This is a genomic window from Flagellimonas oceanensis (assembly GCF_003992595.1).
Taxonomy (GTDB): Bacteria; Bacteroidota; Bacteroidia; order Flavobacteriales; family Flavobacteriaceae; genus Flagellimonas; species Flagellimonas oceanensis.
In genome coordinates this window covers 22,565-43,489 of sequence record NZ_RZNA01000005.1, presented here as the reverse complement: position 1 = coordinate 43,489, position 20,925 = coordinate 22,565, and the positions used below count along the sequence as shown (strand labels likewise).

Below are 20,925 nucleotides of genomic sequence, written 5' to 3'. Positions count from 1 at the left end.
GGTTATAGATCTTTTTTACTGATGATTCCCACAATATGGGTATCCACACAGACCGGCAAACACCCTATTTGGTTTTCTTCCATCATTTTTTTTGCTGCTTCTATTTCTGTTCTGGGCGTTACACTTATCACTTTCTTTACCATGATATCTGACACTCTGGCCTCTTTTTTGTCAAGTTGCTCAAACTTTTCGATATGGCTCCATGTAAGCAGTCCTGCCAGTTCCCCCTTTCCATTTTCCACGGGCAGATGGTGTATATTGTTCCATTTCATGATGGCCAATGCCAAGTTTGCATAATCATCCCCATATAATTTCAAAAGCTTTGTGGACATGATTTGACCGACCCTATGAAAGGACTCCTTTGTCTCCGTCATCTTATCGATAGGTTTCCATTGGTGCACAGGTTTCTTGGTCTGTTGGTTTTTGTACATGGATCTTGTCAATTGCACAATGGCACTGTCCAACTTCATTTGTTTTCTCAACTCCCTGAAATTATGGATTTGCCATTCCGCACCTGTGCCTCCTTTTGTACGCTCCTCGATAACCCCCAGTAATCTTGTGATATCCTTCTCGTCAATATTGAATTTGCGGAGTCCTTCGTATGCAATGGGCAAGAGTTCTTCCCTCACTATTTTTTTGGCTGTCATGGCCTTTCCCATCCACGAGAACATGGCATGCCTACCACTGGTTGCCGCTCTTAAAAAATTGAGTTTGGCCGTTCTGAAATCCATCAAGCTGGGGATATCATCATACTTTTTGGGTCTCCCTGCCATAAGCCCGACCCAAAAGGCAAAGTTGGCCATTTCATCCAGTATGGTGGGACCTGCTGGAATATATCTGTTCTCAATACGCAGGTGCGGCTTTCCATTGCCGACCCCGTAACAAGGACGGTTCCAGCGGTACACCGTGCTGTTGAACAAGCTCAGGGCCTCCAGTTTTGGTATCTTACCCTGTTGGAGCAAGTCCAACGAATTTTGTTGAATGGGCTTGGTCAATAGAATACGATGTGTGGAAATATCCTGTTTAAAAATTTCGGTCACGGAATTTTTATGCCATCGTTGCCCAAACCCGACCCTGGCCACTTCTTCCCTCAAGGCCTTGGTCCAAATACGGGTATCCAAACTTTGCTGGAACAGGGCGATCCGTGTTTCCCTCCAAAGTTCTTTGCCCAAAAGCAAGGGGGAATTGCAACAGACTCCCAAAACAGGCCCGGAAATCGCCTGGGCCCAATTGTAGCTCTTCATGAAATCTTCGGGAGGTATTTGCAGATGCAACTGAAAACTGGTATTGCAGGCTTCAAAAAGCACGGAATCGTGATGGAGGGACAATTCATCGGCCCCCTTGATCCTTACGGTAAAATCATTGCCCCGCCAAGCTTTCAACACTTCATTGATTCTGTAATATCTAGGAATCGGGGTCATATAGTCCATTCCCAGTTCGTCCTTGCTGATGGTGGGGAGGATACCTGTCAAAAGCACCTTGGTGTTGTGTTTGGACGCTGTCTTTTTCACCTTGTCCACCAATCCCGTCAACTGTCCTTCGACCATACTGAAACAATCCTTCTCCAATTTGAAAGGGTCCAGGTTGGCCTCGATATTGTAGGTTGCGAATTCGGTGGTATAATGGCCATCGTCCAAATCTTTTATGATATCCAACGAATTGGAGGATGGCCTATAGTCGTTTTTTATCAAGCACATTTCCTGTTCAGCGCCAATACGTACGACATCGTCCTCGATCAATCCATTTTGGATCATGTTCTCCAAAGCTTGGATATCGTCAATCAACTGCTGTACGAATACTTTTCGTTCCTCTTCGTCAAACGCACTTTTTTTGATATGCTCTCCCATTGGAATTAAATTAACGGTCAACCTTAATCCTTAAAGATACGGTCTTATGAAGGTGAAAAACATGATACCTATCAGGCAAAAACCTTCATTTTTCGATATTGCACATACACGGACTGACAATTATCATGTTTTTTGCAAACCATCAAAAGTAATTTTGAACTATAATGTAATGGTATGCAGCTTATGTGCGAATTAGTTCAAAAATACAATGTTCCAGGCCCTCGATACACGAGTTACCCTACGGTGCCTTATTGGGAGATTGAAAGTTTTTCAGGAAAAAAATGGAAATCCAGTGTGCTCAAAGCATTCGGCGAAAGCCCCGATGAGGGAGTCAGCGTGTACATACACCTGCCCTTTTGCGAGAGCATGTGCACCTTTTGTGGATGCCACAAACGCATCACAAAACGGCACGAAGTGGAAGGACCTTATATTTCAGCGGTTTTAAAGGAGTGGGAATTGTACGTCGACCTAATGGAATCTAAACCCGTTATAAAAGAACTCCATCTGGGCGGCGGAACCCCAACCTTCTTTTCTCCAGAAAACCTGAAAATGCTGATCAACGGTATCGTACGTCTCAGCAAAAAGACGGATGATATAGAGTTTAGTTTTGAAGGACACCCCAACAACACCACAAAAGAGCATTTACAAGCGCTCTATGATGTTGGTTTTAGAAGGGTGTGTTTTGGGGTACAGGATTACAACTTGACCGTACAGCGGGCCATAAACAGAATCCAGCCCTTTGAAAATGTAAAAAACGTTACGGAATGGGCCAGGGAAATCGGATACACTTCGATAGGGCACGATATCATTTATGGTTTGCCGTTCCAAAACCTTGACAACGTAAAGGAAACCGTCAACAAGACCAATGCCATAAAACCGGACAGAATAGCTTTTTACAGTTACGCCCACGTCCCATGGCTGAAGGGAAATGGTCAAAGGGGCTATAAAGATGGGGATCTCCCTTCCTCCGAAGAGAAGAAAGCACAGTACGAAACAGGCAAGAAAATGCTCACGGAATTCGGCTATAAGGATGTTGGCATGGACCACTTTGCCTTACCGACCGATAGTTTGTACAAAGCTTTGGAAAATGGTACCCTACACCGAAATTTTATGGGCTACACCCCCTCCAAGACAAAGTTGATGGTTGGTCTGGGGGCCTCCAGTATCAGTGATAGTTGGTATGGATTTGCCCAAAACGTGAAGAATGTGGAAGAATATCAAAATTTGGTTTCACATGGAGTTATCCCTATTTTTAGGGGGCATATTTTAAATGAGGAAGATGAAATATTGAGAAGTCACATCCTTAATATCATGTGCCAGTTCGAGACCACATGGAATGTTGATGAAGAAGAGGTCGTCGATTTTGACACTATTATGGCCAACCTATCCGAACTGGAAGTGGATGGACTGGTCGAAATCAACAACAAAAATCTTAAGGTCACTGACAAAGGAAGGCCTTTTGTAAGAAACATCAGTATGGCCTTTGACCTTAAAATGCACAGAAAGAAACCAAATACCCGAATATTTTCCATGACCGTTTAACCTAAAAAAGCAATAAAATGAAAAGTATAATCGTACCGGTTGATTTTTCCAATCAATCTGAAAAAGCCCTAAAAGTGGCCGCTTCCTTAGCCAAGCAACAAAAAGCTGAGCTATATGTGCTCCATATGTTGGAGTTGTCCCCTGCCATTATGGGGGAATCAGGATATATTTCCCAAGAACAGGTGGTTCACCTCATCAAATTGGGCGAACAACGTTTTTCCGACTTTTTGGACAAACCCTATTTAAAGGAAATCAAGGTTACGCCCGTGATCAAACACTATAAGGTGTTCAGTGAGGTGGCCGAAGTCGCCGAAAAGCACAAGGCAGACCTGATCGTTATGGGATCCAATGGTGCCGATGGCCTTCAGGAAATCTTTATCGGATCCAACACCGAAAGAGTGGTTAGAACTTCCGATGTTCCCGTTTTGGTCATCAAAGGCAATGAAGCTGAGGATTTTGTGCCAAAAGAATTCGTGTTTGCCTGTGATTTTGAAAAGGAAAGTGTGCCTGTACTTAAGAAGGCCAAAGAAATGGCCGGATTATTGGGTTCCACACTGCACTTGGTCTACATCAACACCCCAGGAGATGAATTCATGAGCACTGATGATGCCAACGCCAAAATATCCGCGTTTTTGAACGAGGCCAAAGAAGGTATGGAGGTTGAGATCTATAACGACTATACCGTTGAAAAAGGTGTCATCAACTACAGCAACAATATAGGTGCGGACCTTATCGGTATTCCTACGCATGGCAGAAGAGGTTTATCACACTTCTTTATGGGAAGTATTGGCGAGGATATCGCCAATCATTCCGAAGCTCCGGTAATTACCTTTAAAATTTAATGGATTGCATTTTTGATTGGTTTCATGTAATTCAAATAAAAGGGGACAATTTTAAAATTGCCCCCTTTTTTATTGCTTTTCTCTTCAGACTTAACCATGGAATCGTTCGTAAGCCGCTTTTTCCAATTCTTCCCTGTGATCGGGATGCGCAATGGAAATAAGTGCTTTGGCACGTTGTTGAAGATTCTTTCCAAAAAGATTTACCACACCAAATTCAGTGGCCACGTAGTGCATGTGTGCACGGGTCGTGGTAACACCTGCCCCTTGTTTCAAAAACGGCGTTATCTTGGACACCCCTTTTTTGGTAGTGGCGGACATGGCAATAATGGGCTTCCCTCCTTTGGAAAGTGAAGCTCCCCGCATAAAGTCCATTTGGCCTCCTACCCCGGAAAATTGGTATCCCCCAATGGTATCGGCACATACTTGCCCGGTAAGATCAATCTCTATGGCACTATTGATTGCAGTTGCTTTGGGGTTTCTTCGGATTCTTGCCGTATCGTTGGTATAACCGGAGTCCCTGAAATCACAAATGGGGTTGTCGTCAATGAAATCATATAGTTTTTGGGAGCCTACTGCAAAGCAGCTCACGATTTTACCTCGCTTCACCTCCTTTTCCTTACCGTTGATCACACCGCTTTCCAAAAGGGGCAATACCCCATCGGAAAACATCTCTGTATGGATTCCAAGGTTTTTATGGTTTCCTAGATTGGACAATACCGCGTTGGGTATGTTTCCGATTCCCATCTGCAACGTAGCTCCATCATCGATAAGGGATGCCACGTGCCTGCCTATCTCATGTTCCACTTCCGATGGTTCGGTAGGAAGATGTGCATGAATCGGCCTATCCACTTCGGTAGCGAATACGATCTCATCTACATGAACAATGCCCGTACCGTGGGTTCTGGGCACCTGTGGGTTGATCTGTGCCACAATTTTCTTGGCCGTTCTGATTGCTGGCAATGCCACATCCACCGAAACCCCAAGGGAACAATAACCATGTTTGTCCGGTGGTGACACCTGTACAAAGGCCACATCCAATGGAAGGTACTCATCTGCGAACAGCCATGGTATCTCACTTAAAAAAACAGGGATATAGTCTCCCATATACGTGTTTACAAAGGTTCTTACGTTGCCCCCCACAAAACATGCATTCAGGGTAAAGGCATCACAATAAGGAGCCCTTGTATATTTTGCATCCCCTTCGGTGTGGATGGAAATTATCTCAACATCCTTCAACTCATTGTGACGCTCACAGAGGGCATCGATCAATTCATTGGGGGTCATTGCGGCTCCTTGGAAAAAGACCCGGTCTCCTGATTTTACAATTCCTACCGCTTCTTCCGCTGACGTTATTTTCATTATGGATTAGATTTTTTAGGGTTGATGGCACTCTATGGTCGCCGATACTGTATCTGTTGGGGCTGCTTTTGGGGAAACATACGGTATTCCCAGTCCAAGCCCACGTACAATAAACAAAATACCTATGATGACCACAAATACCGGTATCATTTTTTGTATTCTAGATTTTATGGGAGCACTGAACATCCCCTTGGAATATACCACCAAGGACATTAGCGGGACTGTTCCCAGACCAAAGATCATCATATATAGACCTCCTTCCAAAGGACTTCCCATGGCCAAGGCTCCCAAAAGGGCCATATAAACCAATCCACAGGGCAGAAAGCCGTTCAAAAAACCAATGGTCAAAAAGGTATCGGGTGTCTTTTTCTTGAGTTCGGCCCCGAGTTTTGATTTTACCTTCCCGATAATGGAGTAAACGGGCGACAACAACTTGTGTCCGTTCAGGTATTTACCTGGAATCAGTACCAATATGATCATGAGCGCACCTATGCCGATGGAAAGCTTCTGTTGGATACCGAACAAGGACAATCCCTTTCCCAAAAGCCCAAAAAGAACCCCTATGACGCCATAGGCCAACAGCCTGCCAAAGTGGTAAATGGACAACTGCGCGGTCTTCTTAACTTTATTGGTCTGGTCCAAAGGCAGCATAAAGGCTATTGGCCCGCACATGCCCAAGCAGTGCAAGCTTCCCAAAAGCCCCAAAACCAACGCCGAGGTCAACATGATCAGTACACCAATTTTTCTTTATGCAAAAAGGAGTTACCTTCGTATTCCCAGTTTATGGAAATGTCCCAGCGACCGTCCACCAAGCGATTGTCAGGTATGAGCAAATGTGTATTGGACAAACTTATAGGAAAGTTGGTATCCAAGTGCTTGTTAGACGGTCTGTATAGGGACACTGTTCCACTTATTTTTTTGGGGTCGAAACGCTCTGGAAAATAGATCATCAATCCCTCATCCGTTTTTTCAACGGTAAGGTTGGCATTCATTTCCGTAGCGGTTTTGGAGGCATCTATCTCCTGTTGATAGGATAATTCCTTTTTATAATATTCCTCCGTTACCAAATCGTGATTGGCACTATCGTCGGTGCTCATCCTAATCACAAAGTATAGGATAAAGCCTATAAATCCTATGAACGCCAACACGATTCCCGTTCCCCAATTAATTTTCATCTCTGTCTTTTTTAATTATAGCTCCTCGGCGCCAAAAACTGGGTCACCGTGGTTTCTATGAGTTTATCCCCACTATAAACCCCTATCTCCAATTTGTCTTTGTCCCCGTTCAATGCCGAAGCATTTATTTCGATAAACAAAGTTCCTTCTGCAAGCTCCTCTGCGGGGACCGTGAAGGTATCCTGTGACACCATCTTGATTTCGCCTTTGTGCGACATCAGTTCAAAAGATACATTTTCGATATCCTTTGTGGTCTTGTTCACCAATTTATAGGTGTACACATTACTGATGATATTGTTCTCCTTGCGCTCGTACAACTGCCCTGGTAAGCGCAATACGTTCGCCTCGACCTCGTTCCTCATGAACAACATTCCGACCAACACACCAATCAGAACAACAAGTACTGCGGTGTACCCCTTCATCCGGGCGGTAAACTTGAACTTGTTCTTATTGGTTATCTCATCTTCACTGGCATATCGAATCAAACCTTTAGGTTTGTCGATACTCTCCATTATGTGATCGCACTCATCAATGCAAGCGGTACAGTTCACACATTCCAATTGTGTTCCGTTACGGATGTCTATTCCCGTGGGACATACGTTCACACATTGCAGACAATCAATACAGTCACCGTGTCCGAGCGCTTCCCGGTCTTCATTCTTTCGGAACTTTTTACGTCCATTTTCTCCTTCACCACGTTCATGGTCGTAGGCCACAACTATGGATTTATCATCCAAAAGCACCCCTTGCAATCGTCCATAAGGGCATGCAATGATACATACCTGCTCCCTGAACCATGCAAAGATGAAATAGAACACCCCGGTAAAAATCAACAACGGAATCATGGTGCTCAAGTGCTCCATTGGGCCATCGGTGATGTAAGCGATCAATTGATCACTACCAATTAGGTACGCCAAGAAAACATTGGCAATGAAAAAGGAAATAATGAAGAAAACAAACCACTTCAATACTCTTTTTCGAATCTTTTTACCCGTCCATGGTGCTTTGGCCAATCGCATTTGAGCCCCCCGATCACCATCGATCCAATATTCGATGCGGCGGAAGACCATTTCCAAAAAAATGGTCTGGGGACACATCCATCCACAGAAAATACGACCATAAGCGACCGTAAACAGTGCGATGAAAATCACTCCGATAATCATGGACACTACCACCAAGTGAAAATCCTGAGGCCAAAAGGGAAGTCCAAAAATATTGAACCGCCGATCGAGCACGTTGAACATTAAGAATTGGTGTCCGTTGATTTTAACAAAGGGGGCTGCTATCAAAAAAATCAGTAGAAAGTAACTTACGTACTTCCGGTAATCGTAATAACGCCCACTGGGTTTCTTCGGGAAAATAAAATTCCTTTTCCCTTCTTGTGTGATTGTGCCTATGGAATCTCTAAAATTTTCTTCCATCGCATGTGTGGTTTATGGATAAATATATTGCTGCCAAATGTCCCAACGGGACTAATTCATGGCAACTTCTGTTGAATCTGCGGCCTGCTCCATTTCTTCTGGGGCAGTTTCTTCCGCTTCAGATTCGGTTCCATTGGTATCTTCGGGAGCATCTGGATCAACCCAGATTTCGCCTTCAGGTTCCTTTGGATTGGCAGGAGTGGTTCCGCCCAATGAGATTACATAACTGGCCACCTGAGCTATTTCTGCAGGCTTCAGGCTTTGCTTCCATGCAATCATCCCTTTACCATCACGACCTCCTTCAGAGATTGTTGTAAAGACATTTTTGATGCCCCCACCCAATATCCAATATTTATCGGTCAGGTTTGGACCAATCGACCCACCTCCATCTTGTGTATGGCAAGCAACACAGTTGGTTTGGAAGATTTTCTCCCCTGCGGCCAAATCGGATTCATCTGAAAGGAACTCGACCGTACTGGCATCCACCAAATCCTTGGCCGTTCTTTTATATTCCTCGATTGCCAATTGTGCGGCGGCAACTTCCTGTTCGTACTCCAGCTCTTGGTCATAATCCCCAATGATATGGAATCGCACCAGGTACACTACTGCAAAAACAATGGTTCCATAGAACAGGTATACCCACCAAGGAGGCAATACGTTGTCCAGCTCTCGGATACCATCATAATTATGGTCCAGGACAATTTCGCCCTCACGCTCAATGGAGCGACTCTTGGTCAATTTCTTCATAAGGTTCTTGGCCCATGTCCATTCAAACTTCTTGCTTTTGGCCTCCAAGTAACGTTCCTTGCCTTCTTCGGAAAGGGTCTGGAACATAATGTTCTCTATGGACGCCAATATCAATTCTATGGCGATAAGAATCATCAGCACCAACAGCATAAAAAACTGCGTGATGGGATATTCGATAATTGCGGGTTTGTCTCCAGAGTCTATAAAGAATTCCATCAATCCGAAGATCAAAAAGAATAAAACTGGGACTCGTATCCACCAAGGTGTTCTTGTACTCATAATGTTATAGTTTGTTTTGTTGATCTTCGTTATCCAGTGGCAGTTCGGACATCTCCCTTATGTGTTCCTTGGTAGCGGTAAACACCCACCAGAACAATAGCACGAAAAACACAAAGAAGATAAGCAGGGAAACCATGGGATAGTTGGCTATCCCATCGATGGTTTCCATATGTTCTTTTACAAATTTCAACATGGTTATTTGTTTTGAGATATGGTTTCTTCTGTTCCTTCAATTTTGATATCGGTGCCCAATCGCTGTAGATAAGCAATCAAGGCCACGATTTCACGATCTCGCATTTCCACAAAATCCAATCCGTTTTCCTCGGCGTATTTTTTATCCGCTTCGTACGTTTTTTCGAATTCTGGGTCTGCGTACAGGCTCTTCTCTATTCCAGCCGCTTGCTCTGCCATGGATTGCGGAGCATTGGCAATGTCCTCTTCCGTATAGGGAACTCCAAGTTTCACCATGGTTTCCATTTTGGCCTGAACATCGCTGCGATCGTGCTCATCGGTAACCAGCCATTCGTAGGATGGCATGATGGAACCTGCCGAGGTACTTTGTGGATCGTACATATGGTTCAAGTGCCAGCTATCGGAGTATTTGCCCCCGACTCGCAAGAGGTCGGGACCTGTACGCTTACTACCCCATAGGAATGGGTGGTCGTAAACAAACTCCCCTGCTTTGGCATACTCACCATAACGTTCCACCTCACTACGAAACGGACGTATCATTTGCGAGTGACAACTCACACAGCCTTCCCTTATGTAAAGGTCACGACCTTCCAGCTCCAAAGGTGTATATGGTTTAACACTTGTTATGGTAGGAATGTTCGATTTTACCAGTATTGTTGGTACAATTTGTACAATACCACCAATCAAAATGGCTACAGTAGCCAAGATGGTCAACTGAACAGGTTTTCTTTCCAACCAGTTATGGAAGGTTTCTCCAGCGACTCTTCTTTTGGCAACGCGTTCCAAAGCTGGAGCTTCCGCCGCTTCATCTTCAACCTTACTGCCCGATCTAATGGTTCTTACCACGTTGTACAGCAGTACGAACATACCCAAGATGTACAACGAACCTCCAATGGCCCTCATCCAGTACATTGGGATAATTTGGGTAACGGTTTCCAAGAAGTTACCGTATACCAAGGTTCCATCTGGGTTGAATTCTTTCCACATCAAGGCTTGGGTAAATCCAGCTACGTACATCGGAAGGGCATAAAGTACAATACCCAAGGTTCCGATCCAGAAGTGGAAATTGGCCAATCCTTTGGAGTGGAGTTCCGTTTTGAACATACGGGGAACCAACCAATAGATCATACCAAAGGTCAAGAACCCGTTCCAAGCCAAGGCCCCAACGTGAACGTGGGCAATGATCCAGTCACTGAAGTGCGCAATGGCGTTTACGTTTTTCAAAGAAAGCATTGGACCTTCAAAGGTGGCCATACCATAACCGGTAATCGCAACCACCATAAACTTTAATGTGGCATCACTTCTTACTTTGTCCCAAACTCCACGAAGGGTCAACAGACCATTGATCATACCACCCCAAGATGGTGCGATCAGCATTACGGAGAATACCACCCCAAGGTTCTGTGCCCAATCAGGCAAAGCAGAGTACAACAAGTGGTGAGGACCCGCCCAGATATAAATGAATATCAACGACCAGAAGTGGACGATGGACAGCCTATAGGAATAAATGGGACGGTTGGCCGCTTTTGGAACAAAGTAGTACATCAACCCCAAGAAAGGCGTGGTCAAGAAGAATGCTACCGCATTGTGACCATACCACCATTGTACCAAGGCATCTTGAACACCCGCGTAAACCGAATAACTCTTCAAGGCAGTAACCGGCAACTCCAAGCTGTTGAAAATATGCAGCACGGCTACCGTTACAAATGTGGCCAAGTAGAACCAAATCGCAACATAAAGGTGCCTTTGTCTTCTTTTTAAAATGGTACCGATCATGTTCCAACCAAAAACTACCCAAACAGCTGCAATGGCCAAATCTATAGGCCACTCCAATTCGGCATATTCCTTGGATGTAGTGTATCCCAAAGGCAAGGTCAAGGCTGCGGCGACAATGATCAATTGCCAACCCCAGAAGTTGATATTGCTCAGGACATCACTGAACATTCTTGCTTTTAGCAAACGTTGCAGCGAGTAATACACCCCTGCAAAAATGGCGTTCCCCACAAATGCGAAGATCACTGCATTGGTGTGCAATGGACGCAAACGCCCAAAACTCAACCAAGAGATACCTTCTGTAACATTAGGGAACAAAAACATAAAGGCCAACAAGAGACCTACTGCCATACCTACCACGCCCCATAGAATGGTAGCGTATAAGAACTTTTGTACGATTTTGTTATCGTAACGGAACTGTTGTATTTCCATATTTATTGGTTTGTACTTTTAGTTTGTTTGATTTCCTTTTTATTTAGGTTTGATTTATCCTTGTCCTTGACCACCTCATCTTCAAACAACATTCTTACCGATGGGGTATAGGTATCATCGTACTGTCCGCTTTTTACCGAAAAAACAAAGGCTACAAAAAAGACTATGGCCACCGTTATGCTTATGGCCAGCAACACATAAATAACACTCATACCTGCCTGAATTTAGGTGTAAAACTACTCTGATGGTATTCCTCAAAAAATGACATATATCAGCTTTCTAAAGTTTTTAATTCTTTACCGAAATAATTTGTTGCCAAGGTGGTAAACACCACGATACTGATGGAGCTCAAAGGCATCAAAATGGCTGCGATTACAGGCTGCAACTGGCCTGTGACGGCAAAATACAATCCTGCCACATTGTAGCAGAGCGACAACAAAAAACTCATTTTAATGATGCGCATGGACTGCTTGGACAGTTTTATGAACTTTGGCAGCATTTTCAACTTACTGGCGTCCAAAATTCCATCACAAGCAGGCGAAAACACATTGATGTTCTCCGAAACCGCCAATCCAACATCGCTTTGGGCCAAGGCACCTGCATCGTTCAATCCGTCGCCCACCATAAGAACCTTGTGTTTTTCTTGCAAACTTTTGATGTACTCCAATTTGTCCCCTGGTTTTTGGTCAAATAGCATCTTTGTCTTTTCTGGAAGCATTTTTTGCAGTTGCGCTTTTTCCCCATCATTATCTCCCGACAGAATACCGAGTTCCAAATCATCTGACAGCTCCTCAAAAATTAGGCTCATCCCGTCCCGATAGGTGTTCTTGAACACAAACCTTCCTTTCACATCTTCATCTGCACTGACGTACACTGCCGTGTTGGTAATGGAATGGGACTTGTTTTCCCCTACGTAGGATGCGGACCCCACTTTTATGGAATGTTGGTTGTATCTGCCCTCAATTCCTTTGCCTGTATGTTCCTGAAATTCTTCCAGGGTCATGATGGAATTGGACTTTAAAATATCGTAAAGCGATCGACTCAACGGGTGGTTGGATGCCCTCAAGGTTGTTTTCAAAAGTGCGGTCTCTTCCGCTGTAAGCTCCATCCCTTCATAGTGGATGGTATCTTTTTGATTGGTGGTAAGTGTTCCCGTTTTATCAAAAATGGCAGTATCAATTTTAGACAAGCGCTCAATCACATTGGTATTTTTAAGGTAGAACTTATACTTTCCAAAAATGCGGAGCATGTTTCCCAATGTGAATGGAGCTGCCAAGGCAATGGCACAGGGGCAGGCAATGATCAATACCGATGTAAACACGTTGAGTGCCAAGCGCGGGTCAAAAATCAGCCAGTAAACAGTAGCCAAAGTAGCTATGCTCAACACCGCAATGGTAAATCTTTTGCCTATGCTATCGGTAAGGGTTTGGAATTGGCTCGCTTTATCTTTTGAAAATACGGAGTTACCCCAAAGCTGGGTCAAATAACTTTGGGAGACGGACTTCAACACCTCAACTTCCAAAACTCCTGATAGCTGTTTGCCGCCAGCAAATAATTTTTCCCCGGATTCCTTTACAACGGGGTCGGATTCACCGGTCACGAAACTATAATCGATTTCGGCATTTCCTTTAATCAGGATGCAATCCACAGGAATGATCTCATGGCTGCGGATCAATACCCTGTCCCCTACCTCAATGTTATAGATTTGAATGTTTTCCTCTTCCCCGCTTTTCTTCAACCGGGTAACGGCAATGGGAAAATAGGATTTGTAATCCCGCTCAAAGGATAGATAGGCGTAGGTCTTTTGCTGAAAGAATTTGCCGAGCAGCAGAAAGAAGACCAAGCCCGTAAGACTATCAAAGAATCCGGAACCCAAATCAAATATGATATCGACGGAGCTTCTTAAAAAGAGAACCAATATCCCCAATGCAATGGGCACATCAATATTCAATAGTTTGGAGCGGATGCCTTTATAGGCCGAGACGAAATAATCTTGGGCCGCATAGAACACAACTGGCAGAGAGAAGGCAAACATTAACCAACGAAAAACGTGTTTGTACTGGTCCAACCAAAATTCCTCGACTTCGAAGTATTCCGGAAACGAGAACAACATCACATTGCCAAAGGCAAAGCCTGCCACGCCCAATTTGTATATTAAGGAGCGGTCGACCTTTTTTCCTTTCTTGTTGTATTCTTCCAAAGAGATATAGGGTTCATACCCGATACTTCCCAACAAAAGCACCAAGGCTTTAAGGGAAAAATCTTCTGTTTTGTAGGTAACCCGGATGGTCTTTTTCGGAAAGTCGACTTGTGAAACGGTAATAGCCGAATGCAGTTTGTTCAAGTTTTCCAAAACCCAGATACAAGAACTGCAGTGGATGGTGGGAATACTCAGGCTGACCACCTGCACACCGTCTTCATTGAATTCCAAGAGCTGTTGCGCGATTTCCTGGTTGTCCAAAAAATCGTATTTCTGACGGATTTCGTTCGGCGTGGTTCCTGCCTTGCCCTCGATTTCGTAGAACGTGGACAAACCGTTCGATGTAAAAATCTCGTACACGGTCTTGCAACCATTGCAACAAAAATCCTTATCATCAAACCGAACGCTGCCTTTCCCGCACTCGTCTCCACAATGATAACAGGTTGAATCTGCCATTTCACATTTGCTTTACCTGACGCAAAATTGTAATACTCTTCTTCTTAAAAATATGATATTTATCAGTTAATTGTGAATGTTTATCCACTAAATTTGTCCAATCAGGTAAACTAATCATTATGGAAAGCAGGTGTGAAAATTGTATAATCAGGCAGTTCAACTCCCTTCGCGCGATGAGCAAAGAGGAACTCAAACAGGTTTCTGACTCCAAAATCACGCGAACCGTAAAAAAAGGAGAGCCTTTATTTGAAGAAGGCGACAAATTAAATGGTGTTTATTGTGTGAGAAACGGCATTTCAAAGCTTTCCAAACTGAGTGCCAACGGTAAAGACCAAATCGTAAAATTGGCCAGTAAGGGCGAAGTCCTTGGCCAACGCTCCGTGATTTCGCAAGAAAGCACCAACCTTTCTGCCATAGCCGTTGATGATATGGAAGTTTGCTTTATCCCTAAGGAGAGCATCAACAATACCCTTCAAAAAAATCCAAACTTTACTTTGGAAGTACTCCGCCATATGGCCCATGACCTTAAAGAGGCCGATGATGTCATCGTGAATATTTCCCAAAAAACAGTGAAGCAACGAATGGCAGAGGCCTTCCTATACCTGAAAAACAATTTTGGGGAAGACCCTGAAGGATTTTTGGCGCTTACCCTTTCCAGGGAGGATATTTCCAATGTGGTGGGAACCGCTACGGAATCCGCCATCAGGATTATTTCCGAGTTTAAAAAGAAAGGATTGATTCATACTTCGGGCAAAAAAATCGGCATCAAAGACGAGCGCAAACTTCTCGAAATGGTTGAAGGCTTTTAGACCATTTTCCAAAACCTGACAATTGTCATAGTATCCCCTACCCCTTAGGTCTAATTTTATCGCATCGTAAATCTTAGTCCGATGCAAAAGATACTAATACCTACGGATTTTTCGGAAAATGCATGGAATGCCATTGATTATGCCATGCAATTGTTCCGCAACAAGCGTTGTACATTTTACCTGTTAAATACGTACACCCCGGTAATACCGAGCAGCCGCTTTATGGCCAAAATGATTGATGGGGTCCGGATAGTCGATGCCGTCAGGGAAAATTCCGAACGGGGATTGAACAAAACGGTGGACCAGATCAAAACCAAATATGGCAATCCAAACCATAGTTTTGAGACCATTTCCTCCTTTAATCTATTGGTGGAAGAGGTAAAGGACATTGTGGAAACCTTTGGTATCCATTTGGTGGTCACGGGCACCAAGGGAGCTTCGGGCGTGGATGAAGTATTTATGGGAAGCAATACGGTACGTATCATTAAAAGCACCAAAAAATGTCCCGTTCTCGCCATCCCCTATCATTTTGAGTATGTGACTCCTTCGGAAATTGCCTTTGCAACGGATTTCAATCGCTTCTATACCACATCGGAACTGTCCCCATTATTGGAAATGGCCAAGATGTTCCATGCCACTATTCGCATTGTCCATGTACAATATGGCATTAAGGCTTTGACAGAGCTCCAACAATTCAACCTGAACATGCTACGTCGCTACCTGAAAGATGTAGAGCACTATGTACACACGGTTTCAGAGCTCAATTCGGTTTCCCATACTTTGGAGACCTTCTCCAAGGAATTGGGCATTCATCTATTGGCCATGCTCAATTATCAGCACAGCTACATGGAAAAAATGACCCGTGAGCCCATCATAAAAAGGACAGCGTTCCACACCCAAATACCGCTGTTGGTCATACCAGAATTGGGCATGGAGGGTGTTTCCGCAGAAGCCAAAGAAGAAGAGGAAGAAGTGGAGTCCCATAATTAATGCTTCATGGCTATCTTTATACCGGATTTGCCATTTTGCAGACCCTGTTAAAGTAACCTATGGACAAACAACGATTAATTGACTGCCACGAGCGGATACAACCCTATATCCATAACACACCTGTTCTCACTTCCCGGCTTTTAAATGAAATGACGGAAGCCCAATTGTATTTTAAATGCGAAAACTTCCAGCGGATGGGCGCCTTTAAAATGCGCGGGGCCGCCAATGCCATAATGCAGCTTACCGATGAGCAGAAACAAGGTGGAGTGGTAACGCATTCTTCCGGAAATTTTGCCCAGGCCCTATCCCTTTCTGCGCAGAGTTTGGGGGTAAAGGCCTATATCGTGATGCCCAGTTCTGCACCCTTGGTAAAAAAACAAGCGGTAAAAGGTTACGGTGGGATTTTAATTGAATGTGAGCCCAACCTAACCGCCAGGGAAGCCACATCCCAAGAAATTGTGCAAGAGCATGGGGCCACCTTCATCCATCCATCGAATGATGACCAGGTAATTTTAGGGCAAGGGACCGCCTGTAAGGAATTGCTGGAAGCCTACCCAGACCTGGATTATTTATTCACTCCCGTTGGTGGTGGCGGTTTGATTGCCGGCACCGCATTGGCCGCTCACTTCTTTGGTGCAAACTGCAAGGTTATCGGGGGCGAACCTTTTGAGGTGGACGATGCCTATCGATCCCTAAAAAGTGGAAAAATTGAGACCAATACCTCCACAAACACCCTTGCTGATGGACTGAAGACCCAATTGGGCGACAGGAATTTCCCCATCATACAAAAACATGTGGATGAAATCGTCAGGGTAACGGAAGAAGATATCGTTGCTGCCATGAGATTGATATGGGAACGCCTCAAGATTGTTTGCGAACCGTCCAGCGCAGTTGCATTGGCTGCTGTTTTTAAAAAACAAGAGAAACTATCAAACCAAAAGGTCGGTATCATCATCTCTGGGGGAAATGTGGACCTGAGCAGTTTGCCTTTTTAAGGCTAGGCTTTGGGAAGTGTGATCTTAAATGTCGTACCGATGTCCTTTTCGCTTTCCACCTCAATTTTACCATCCATGGCCTCTACTTGGGTCTTGACCAAATAAAGCCCAAATCCCTTGCCTTCGGTAGCACCGCTCAACCTACCGTACATATCGAATATTTTACGTTCTTTTTCGGGGGTCAGTTCCATTCCGATGCCATTATCCATAAACTTCAGCAACACCTTTTCTTCCGTTGTCTCTGTTGTGATTTTCACTATGGCAGGAACACCACCCTTAGCGTAATTGATGGCATTGAGAATGAGGTTGTAAAAAACATTGACCACATAGCTTTTTGCACCAAAAACAGTATCCGTTTTAGAAAAATCGGTCTCTAAAACAGCTTTGTTTCGTGCAATTTCCTCAGAAAGAAGTCCTTCTATATCCTTCATCACATCTTTTAGAGAGACCTCCCTGAATTTCTTTTTGTCCGCGGATTTCAAGGATAAGGAAAGGTGCAGGTCTTTGATGGTTTGGTCAAGAGCTTCTGTGGTAAGCTCTATTTTCTTGACAATGTCGTCGTTCAATTCATCTTTACCCCATTCATAAATCTTGGAGAGCATCAAGAGATTTGATATCGGTCCCCGAAGATTATGTGATATGATTCGAACAAAATTTTGAAGTTCGTGGTTTTGCTCCACAATTTGGTGGTGGCTCTGCACATCCTTGGTAACATCCTGAGTGGTACCGCTCATACGGTATGGCACATCATTTTCATCATAAAACGCCCTCCCCTTTTGGTGCACATACCTAATCTCTCCATCCCCAACCACAATTCTGTGCACTATGTCGTGCAACTCTTTGTCTTCAATACATTTGGTCACATCCTCATTAAAAGCCTCCCTGTCTTCCGGATGGATAATATCAATCAAGGATTCGTAGTTGGCCGTAAAGGTTTCAGGATCTTGGTCAAAAATTCTGTACAATTGGTCGGACCACGTAATTTCGTTCTGGACCATATCCCAGTTCCAATGGCCAACATCGGCCACTGCTTGGGCTTCCCTGTACTTTGTCTCGCTTTCTCGCAAGCGATAGTTATTGTTGACTTCTTGGGTAACATCCCTTTGCCAAATACAACAACCGACAACTTCTCCTGAACTGTTCATGAAAGGCTGAAAGGAAAACTCGTGGACCACCGTACCCCCATTTTCCACAAAAGTGTGCTTGGAGGTAGTTGCATAACGATTGAGTGCTCGATCGCATCCCTGCTTGCATGAATTGAAGAAACTACTGGACTCGTAGACCTTTTTCAGGTCCATGCCTCTTTCCGCGTTCTCCAGACCATCCAGTTTAAGGCGAGCTTTAAAGGATGTATTGAAAGCGGTCAGCTTATAATTTTCATCCATAGCCCATACAATATCATTCCTATCTTCAACGATTTCAATCTTATTATGAATAAGTTCCTGTTTCTTTTTCAAGGATTAAAATTTATTCAGAATGAATTATTAAACGTTTGCGTAGGGTGATAGATTTGGGCTATATCAGCTTTAATATAAAACTCTATTTGTTGGCGCTCTGTAAATAATCTTCCAGATGCTCTATTCGTAAGGGTTTGGTAATGAATTCCTTTACGTATTTTTCATACTTTTCGGCTTCTTCTTTATCTGTCTCCGCTTCGGAGGAAGTTACCAAAAGTACCTCATTGGATTCTGGAAAATCCTCGAGCATCATAAACTCCAAGAATTCAAACCCGCTCATTTCGGGCATGTTGATATCCAATAATATCAATGTTTTTACTTTTGGGTCGTCTCTATATCTGAGATCATCTAGGGCCAATTCTGGATTAGTAAAGCTCTTAACCCTATCTTCCATACCCATTCTTCTGAAGTGAATAGCGTTCACCGTATTCACGAGGTCTTCGTCATCGACCAAGTATATTTCCTTGTACATAGCTTAGTTGTTGGCCTATTAATAATTTAGTTTCAGTTTGGTTTCACAATCGAATAATTGATAAATATCAATATTGTGCGTTATTAACAACTGCAAATACGAGTATTTTATTGTAAAAAAATAATTTCTGACAATAAAAATCCCTACGTCAAAAAAATGATATTACACTTTAAGCAGGGAAAACTTTTTCAATTATCTGATTGACATAAATTTATAATTATTCTTTTATTTTAACAAATAATCAATAATTAAAAATCTTTTTTGATTATCACTGATCATTTTAATTATTTATTATCAATCAGGTAAATTGATTGGTCTCAAATCCCTATTTGTTGATGTATTGGCCATATCACACAAGCTAGAAGACGCCCAAAAGGCAGGAAATAAAAAAAGCCCCTCAGTTCCTGAAGAGCTTTTTGTGCGGGTGAAGGGAGTCGAACCCCCACGCCTTGCGGCACTAGATCCTAAGTCTGGTATATATTGCACCAATAAAGCATAAATAAACTCATTTTCAATTGTTTATGTTTTTCATCATTTTATTTAAAGTCAATTAATATCAGTTAATATCAACATTTGTTGTACCTATGTTGTACCCAAAATTCGTAGTAAAGACGTATCTTTAGAGTGAATTTTTGACAAAATGTTGTACCTGATTTGGCTTTCGTATCTAAAACAGGTTCAAAATGTCAACGAGTGCAAAAATAATACTTCGCAAAAAGCCTAACGCAAAAGGGCTTTTTCCGCTTGCGATAAGGATAACCAAAGACCGTCGTTCAACTTACAAACATATAGGTCATTATATTGAATTAGAGGATTGGGACTCTAAAAACCTAAAGGTAAAAAAATCGCATTCTGAAGCTGAAAGTCTAAACAATTTGATAGCTTCCAAACTATCCGAAGCCAGAAAAGGGCTTATTGCACTACAGACGGATAATAAAGCTGCTTCTGCTCGACAAATCAAAAAAGAAATATACAAGCCAACTTCGAGCTTAACATTTTTTGATTTTGCTGACGAGCATCTTGAAGCCTTAGAGGCCGAAAAGAAAATCAATCGCCATTCTACAGATTCAGCTTGGGTAAGCTATATAGAAAAATATTGCTCTGGCCGACATTTGACTTTTCAAGAAATCGATGAGCGCTTTCTCAAAAAATTTAAGATTCATTTAAAAGGTTCTTGCTCATTAACTGAAACTACTGCAATGAATGTAATGGTCTTGATACGATTACTATTTAATAGAGCTATTCGAGATAAGGTTGTTAGCAAGGAAATATATCCCTTTGGAAAGGATAAGTTTAAAATCAAATTTCCCGAAACCACAAAAACAGGGCTTTCAAGTAAAGAAATAAAAGCCCTTGAAAGTGTTACTGAACTAACTGATATGGAAAGACACTCATTAAATGTTTGGTTGTTCAGTTTCTATTTTGCTGGAATGCGTGTTTCAGATGTGTTGTTTATAAGATGGTCCGAGATTTATGATGGGCGATTGAATTATAGAATGGGAAAAAATTCAAAGTTACTGTCGCTTAAAATTCCAGCTAAAGTTGAAAAAATCTTATTACAGTATGTTGAGGAAAGAGTAAATGATGATGACTTTGTTTTCTCCGAAATGAAAAAAGCCGACTTATCTGATGCGAAAGACATATATCGAAAGAAAAAAGTAGCGAACAAAAAATTCAATGACCACCTTAAAAAGATTGCGAAAAGAGCAGGCATCCAGAAAAAAGTTACGATGCACATTGCTCGACACTCTTTTGGCAATATTGCAGGCGACAACATTCACCCGCTTATGCTTCAAAAATTATATCGCCATACGGATTTGAAAACCACCATTAACTATCAAGCTAATTTCATTCATAAAGATGCAGATGATGCTTTGGAAAATGTAATTAACTTCTGAGAAGGTAATACTTCAAATTACAGTATCTCAAATTCCATT

The 20,925-nt window shown here is 43.0% G+C and carries 18 protein-coding genes; 6 read left to right on the top strand and 12 right to left on the bottom strand.

The window, feature by feature from the left end:
• Positions 1–2: 2 nt before the first annotated feature.
• Positions 3–1,847: a CBS domain-containing protein gene (locus EO132_RS02610; protein WP_127136458.1), complete on the bottom strand. Its 1,845-nt coding sequence runs from the start codon at positions 1,845–1,847 to the stop codon at positions 3–5.
• A gap of 183 nt (positions 1,848–2,030) precedes the next feature.
• On the opposite strand from EO132_RS02610, the gene hemN reads away from it, so the two are divergent.
• On the top strand, positions 2,031–3,389 hold the full coding sequence (gene hemN / locus EO132_RS02605) for an oxygen-independent coproporphyrinogen III oxidase (RefSeq protein ID WP_127136457.1): 1,359 nt from the start codon (positions 2,031–2,033) through the stop codon (positions 3,387–3,389).
• Positions 3,390–3,406: 17 nt separating this feature from the next.
• Positions 3,407–4,231: a universal stress protein gene (locus EO132_RS02600; protein ID WP_127136456.1), complete on the top strand. Its 825-nt coding sequence runs from the start codon at positions 3,407–3,409 to the stop codon at positions 4,229–4,231.
• A gap of 90 nt (positions 4,232–4,321) precedes the next feature.
• Here EO132_RS02600 and EO132_RS02595 read toward each other — a convergent pair whose 3' ends face one another.
• From EO132_RS02595 to EO132_RS02555, 9 genes are read right to left on the bottom strand one after another with little or no spacing between them, the layout of a single operon-like run.
• Entirely contained in the window at positions 4,322–5,590 is a 1,269-nt protein-coding gene (locus tag EO132_RS02595; RefSeq protein WP_127136455.1) for an acetyl-CoA hydrolase/transferase family protein, read from the bottom strand.
• A 15-nt stretch (positions 5,591–5,605) separates the two neighbouring features.
• On the bottom strand, positions 5,606–6,316 hold the full coding sequence (locus EO132_RS02590) for a sulfite exporter TauE/SafE family protein (protein ID WP_127136454.1): 711 nt from the start codon (positions 6,314–6,316) through the stop codon (positions 5,606–5,608).
• A gap of 2 nt (positions 6,317–6,318) precedes the next feature.
• A complete protein-coding gene (locus tag EO132_RS02585) occupies positions 6,319–6,765 on the bottom strand; it encodes a FixH family protein (protein WP_127136453.1) in 447 nt (148 codons plus the stop codon).
• 11 nt (positions 6,766–6,776) lie between these two features.
• Positions 6,777–8,186, bottom strand: coding sequence for a cytochrome c oxidase accessory protein CcoG (ccoG, locus tag EO132_RS02580; RefSeq protein WP_127136452.1), 1,410 nt, complete (start codon positions 8,184–8,186; stop codon positions 6,777–6,779).
• 51 nt (positions 8,187–8,237) lie between these two features.
• Positions 8,238–9,212, bottom strand: a complete 975-nt coding sequence (locus tag EO132_RS02575) for a cbb3-type cytochrome c oxidase N-terminal domain-containing protein (protein WP_127136451.1) — start codon at positions 9,210–9,212, stop codon at positions 8,238–8,240.
• Between the two features lie 4 nt (positions 9,213–9,216).
• Positions 9,217–9,405 (bottom strand): CcoQ/FixQ family Cbb3-type cytochrome c oxidase assembly chaperone, encoded by a 189-nt coding sequence (locus EO132_RS02570; protein WP_119607564.1) that lies wholly within the window; start codon positions 9,403–9,405, stop codon positions 9,217–9,219.
• Between the two features lie 2 nt (positions 9,406–9,407).
• A complete protein-coding gene (ccoN, locus tag EO132_RS02565; RefSeq protein WP_127136450.1) occupies positions 9,408–11,609 on the bottom strand; it encodes a cytochrome-c oxidase, cbb3-type subunit I in 2,202 nt (733 codons plus the stop codon).
• A 2-nt stretch (positions 11,610–11,611) separates the two neighbouring features.
• The gene (gene ccoS / locus EO132_RS02560; RefSeq protein WP_127136449.1) at positions 11,612–11,821 is read right to left on the bottom strand and encodes a cbb3-type cytochrome oxidase assembly protein CcoS; all 210 of its coding nucleotides are present in this window, start codon (positions 11,819–11,821) and stop codon (positions 11,612–11,614) included.
• A gap of 59 nt (positions 11,822–11,880) precedes the next feature.
• Positions 11,881–14,265 (bottom strand): heavy metal translocating P-type ATPase, encoded by a 2,385-nt coding sequence (locus EO132_RS02555; protein WP_127136448.1) that lies wholly within the window; start codon positions 14,263–14,265, stop codon positions 11,881–11,883.
• Positions 14,266–14,438: 173 nt separating this feature from the next.
• On the opposite strand from EO132_RS02555, the gene EO132_RS02550 reads away from it, so the two are divergent.
• From EO132_RS02550 to EO132_RS02540, 3 genes are all read left to right on the top strand, one after another.
• The gene (locus tag EO132_RS02550) at positions 14,439–15,074 is read left to right on the top strand and encodes a Crp/Fnr family transcriptional regulator (protein WP_235856361.1); all 636 of its coding nucleotides are present in this window, start codon (positions 14,439–14,441) and stop codon (positions 15,072–15,074) included.
• Positions 15,075–15,155: 81 nt separating this feature from the next.
• Positions 15,156–16,064 carry a universal stress protein gene (locus tag EO132_RS02545; protein WP_127136446.1) on the top strand — a complete coding sequence of 303 codons (909 nt, stop codon included), beginning with the start codon at positions 15,156–15,158 and terminating at the stop codon, positions 16,062–16,064.
• A gap of 59 nt (positions 16,065–16,123) precedes the next feature.
• On the top strand, positions 16,124–17,059 hold the full coding sequence (locus EO132_RS02540; protein ID WP_127136445.1) for a threonine ammonia-lyase: 936 nt from the start codon (positions 16,124–16,126) through the stop codon (positions 17,057–17,059).
• Between the two features lie 2 nt (positions 17,060–17,061).
• On the opposite strand, the gene EO132_RS02535 is transcribed toward EO132_RS02540, so the two are convergent.
• Together EO132_RS02535 and EO132_RS02530 are read right to left on the bottom strand one after the other, a co-directional pair.
• A complete protein-coding gene (locus EO132_RS02535) occupies positions 17,062–18,516 on the bottom strand; it encodes a sensor histidine kinase (protein WP_127136444.1) in 1,455 nt (484 codons plus the stop codon).
• An 82-nt stretch (positions 18,517–18,598) separates the two neighbouring features.
• Positions 18,599–18,988: a response regulator gene (locus EO132_RS02530; protein WP_127136443.1), complete on the bottom strand. Its 390-nt coding sequence runs from the start codon at positions 18,986–18,988 to the stop codon at positions 18,599–18,601.
• Between the two features lie 683 nt (positions 18,989–19,671).
• On the opposite strand from EO132_RS02530, the gene EO132_RS02525 reads away from it, so the two are divergent.
• A complete protein-coding gene (locus EO132_RS02525; RefSeq protein WP_121847549.1) occupies positions 19,672–20,886 on the top strand; it encodes a site-specific integrase in 1,215 nt (404 codons plus the stop codon).
• Positions 20,887–20,925: the final 39 nt, after the last annotated feature.

What these genes read in the sequence shown, in the direction of transcription:
- EO132_RS02610 (WP_127136458.1), bottom strand. Translation starts at nt 1,847, where the DNA reads ATGGGAGAGCATATCAAAAAAAGTGCGTTTGACGAAGAGGAACGAAAA.
- hemN (WP_127136457.1), top strand. Translation starts at nt 2,031, where the DNA reads ATGTGCGAATTAGTTCAAAAATACAATGTTCCAGGCCCTCGATACACG.
- EO132_RS02600 (WP_127136456.1), top strand. Translation starts at nt 3,407, where the DNA reads ATGAAAAGTATAATCGTACCGGTTGATTTTTCCAATCAATCTGAAAAA.
- EO132_RS02595 (WP_127136455.1), bottom strand. Translation starts at nt 5,590, where the DNA reads ATGAAAATAACGTCAGCGGAAGAAGCGGTAGGAATTGTAAAATCAGGA.
- EO132_RS02590 (WP_127136454.1), bottom strand. Translation starts at nt 6,316, where the DNA reads ATGTTGACCTCGGCGTTGGTTTTGGGGCTTTTGGGAAGCTTGCACTGC.
- EO132_RS02585 (WP_127136453.1), bottom strand. Translation starts at nt 6,765, where the DNA reads ATGAAAATTAATTGGGGAACGGGAATCGTGTTGGCGTTCATAGGATTT.
- ccoG (WP_127136452.1), bottom strand. Translation starts at nt 8,186, where the DNA reads ATGGAAGAAAATTTTAGAGATTCCATAGGCACAATCACACAAGAAGGG.
- EO132_RS02575 (WP_127136451.1), bottom strand. Translation starts at nt 9,212, where the DNA reads ATGAGTACAAGAACACCTTGGTGGATACGAGTCCCAGTTTTATTCTTT.
- EO132_RS02570 (WP_119607564.1), bottom strand. Translation starts at nt 9,405, where the DNA reads ATGTTGAAATTTGTAAAAGAACATATGGAAACCATCGATGGGATAGCC.
- ccoN (WP_127136450.1), bottom strand. Translation starts at nt 11,609, where the DNA reads ATGGAAATACAACAGTTCCGTTACGATAACAAAATCGTACAAAAGTTC.
- ccoS (WP_127136449.1), bottom strand. Translation starts at nt 11,821, where the DNA reads ATGAGTGTTATTTATGTGTTGCTGGCCATAAGCATAACGGTGGCCATA.
- EO132_RS02555 (WP_127136448.1), bottom strand. Translation starts at nt 14,265, where the DNA reads ATGGCAGATTCAACCTGTTATCATTGTGGAGACGAGTGCGGGAAAGGC.
- EO132_RS02550 (WP_235856361.1), top strand. Translation starts at nt 14,439, where the DNA reads ATGAGCAAAGAGGAACTCAAACAGGTTTCTGACTCCAAAATCACGCGA.
- EO132_RS02545 (WP_127136446.1), top strand. Translation starts at nt 15,156, where the DNA reads ATGCAAAAGATACTAATACCTACGGATTTTTCGGAAAATGCATGGAAT.
- EO132_RS02540 (WP_127136445.1), top strand. Translation starts at nt 16,124, where the DNA reads ATGGACAAACAACGATTAATTGACTGCCACGAGCGGATACAACCCTAT.
- EO132_RS02530 (WP_127136443.1), bottom strand. Translation starts at nt 18,988, where the DNA reads ATGTACAAGGAAATATACTTGGTCGATGACGAAGACCTCGTGAATACG.
- EO132_RS02525 (WP_121847549.1), top strand. Translation starts at nt 19,672, where the DNA reads ATGTCAACGAGTGCAAAAATAATACTTCGCAAAAAGCCTAACGCAAAA.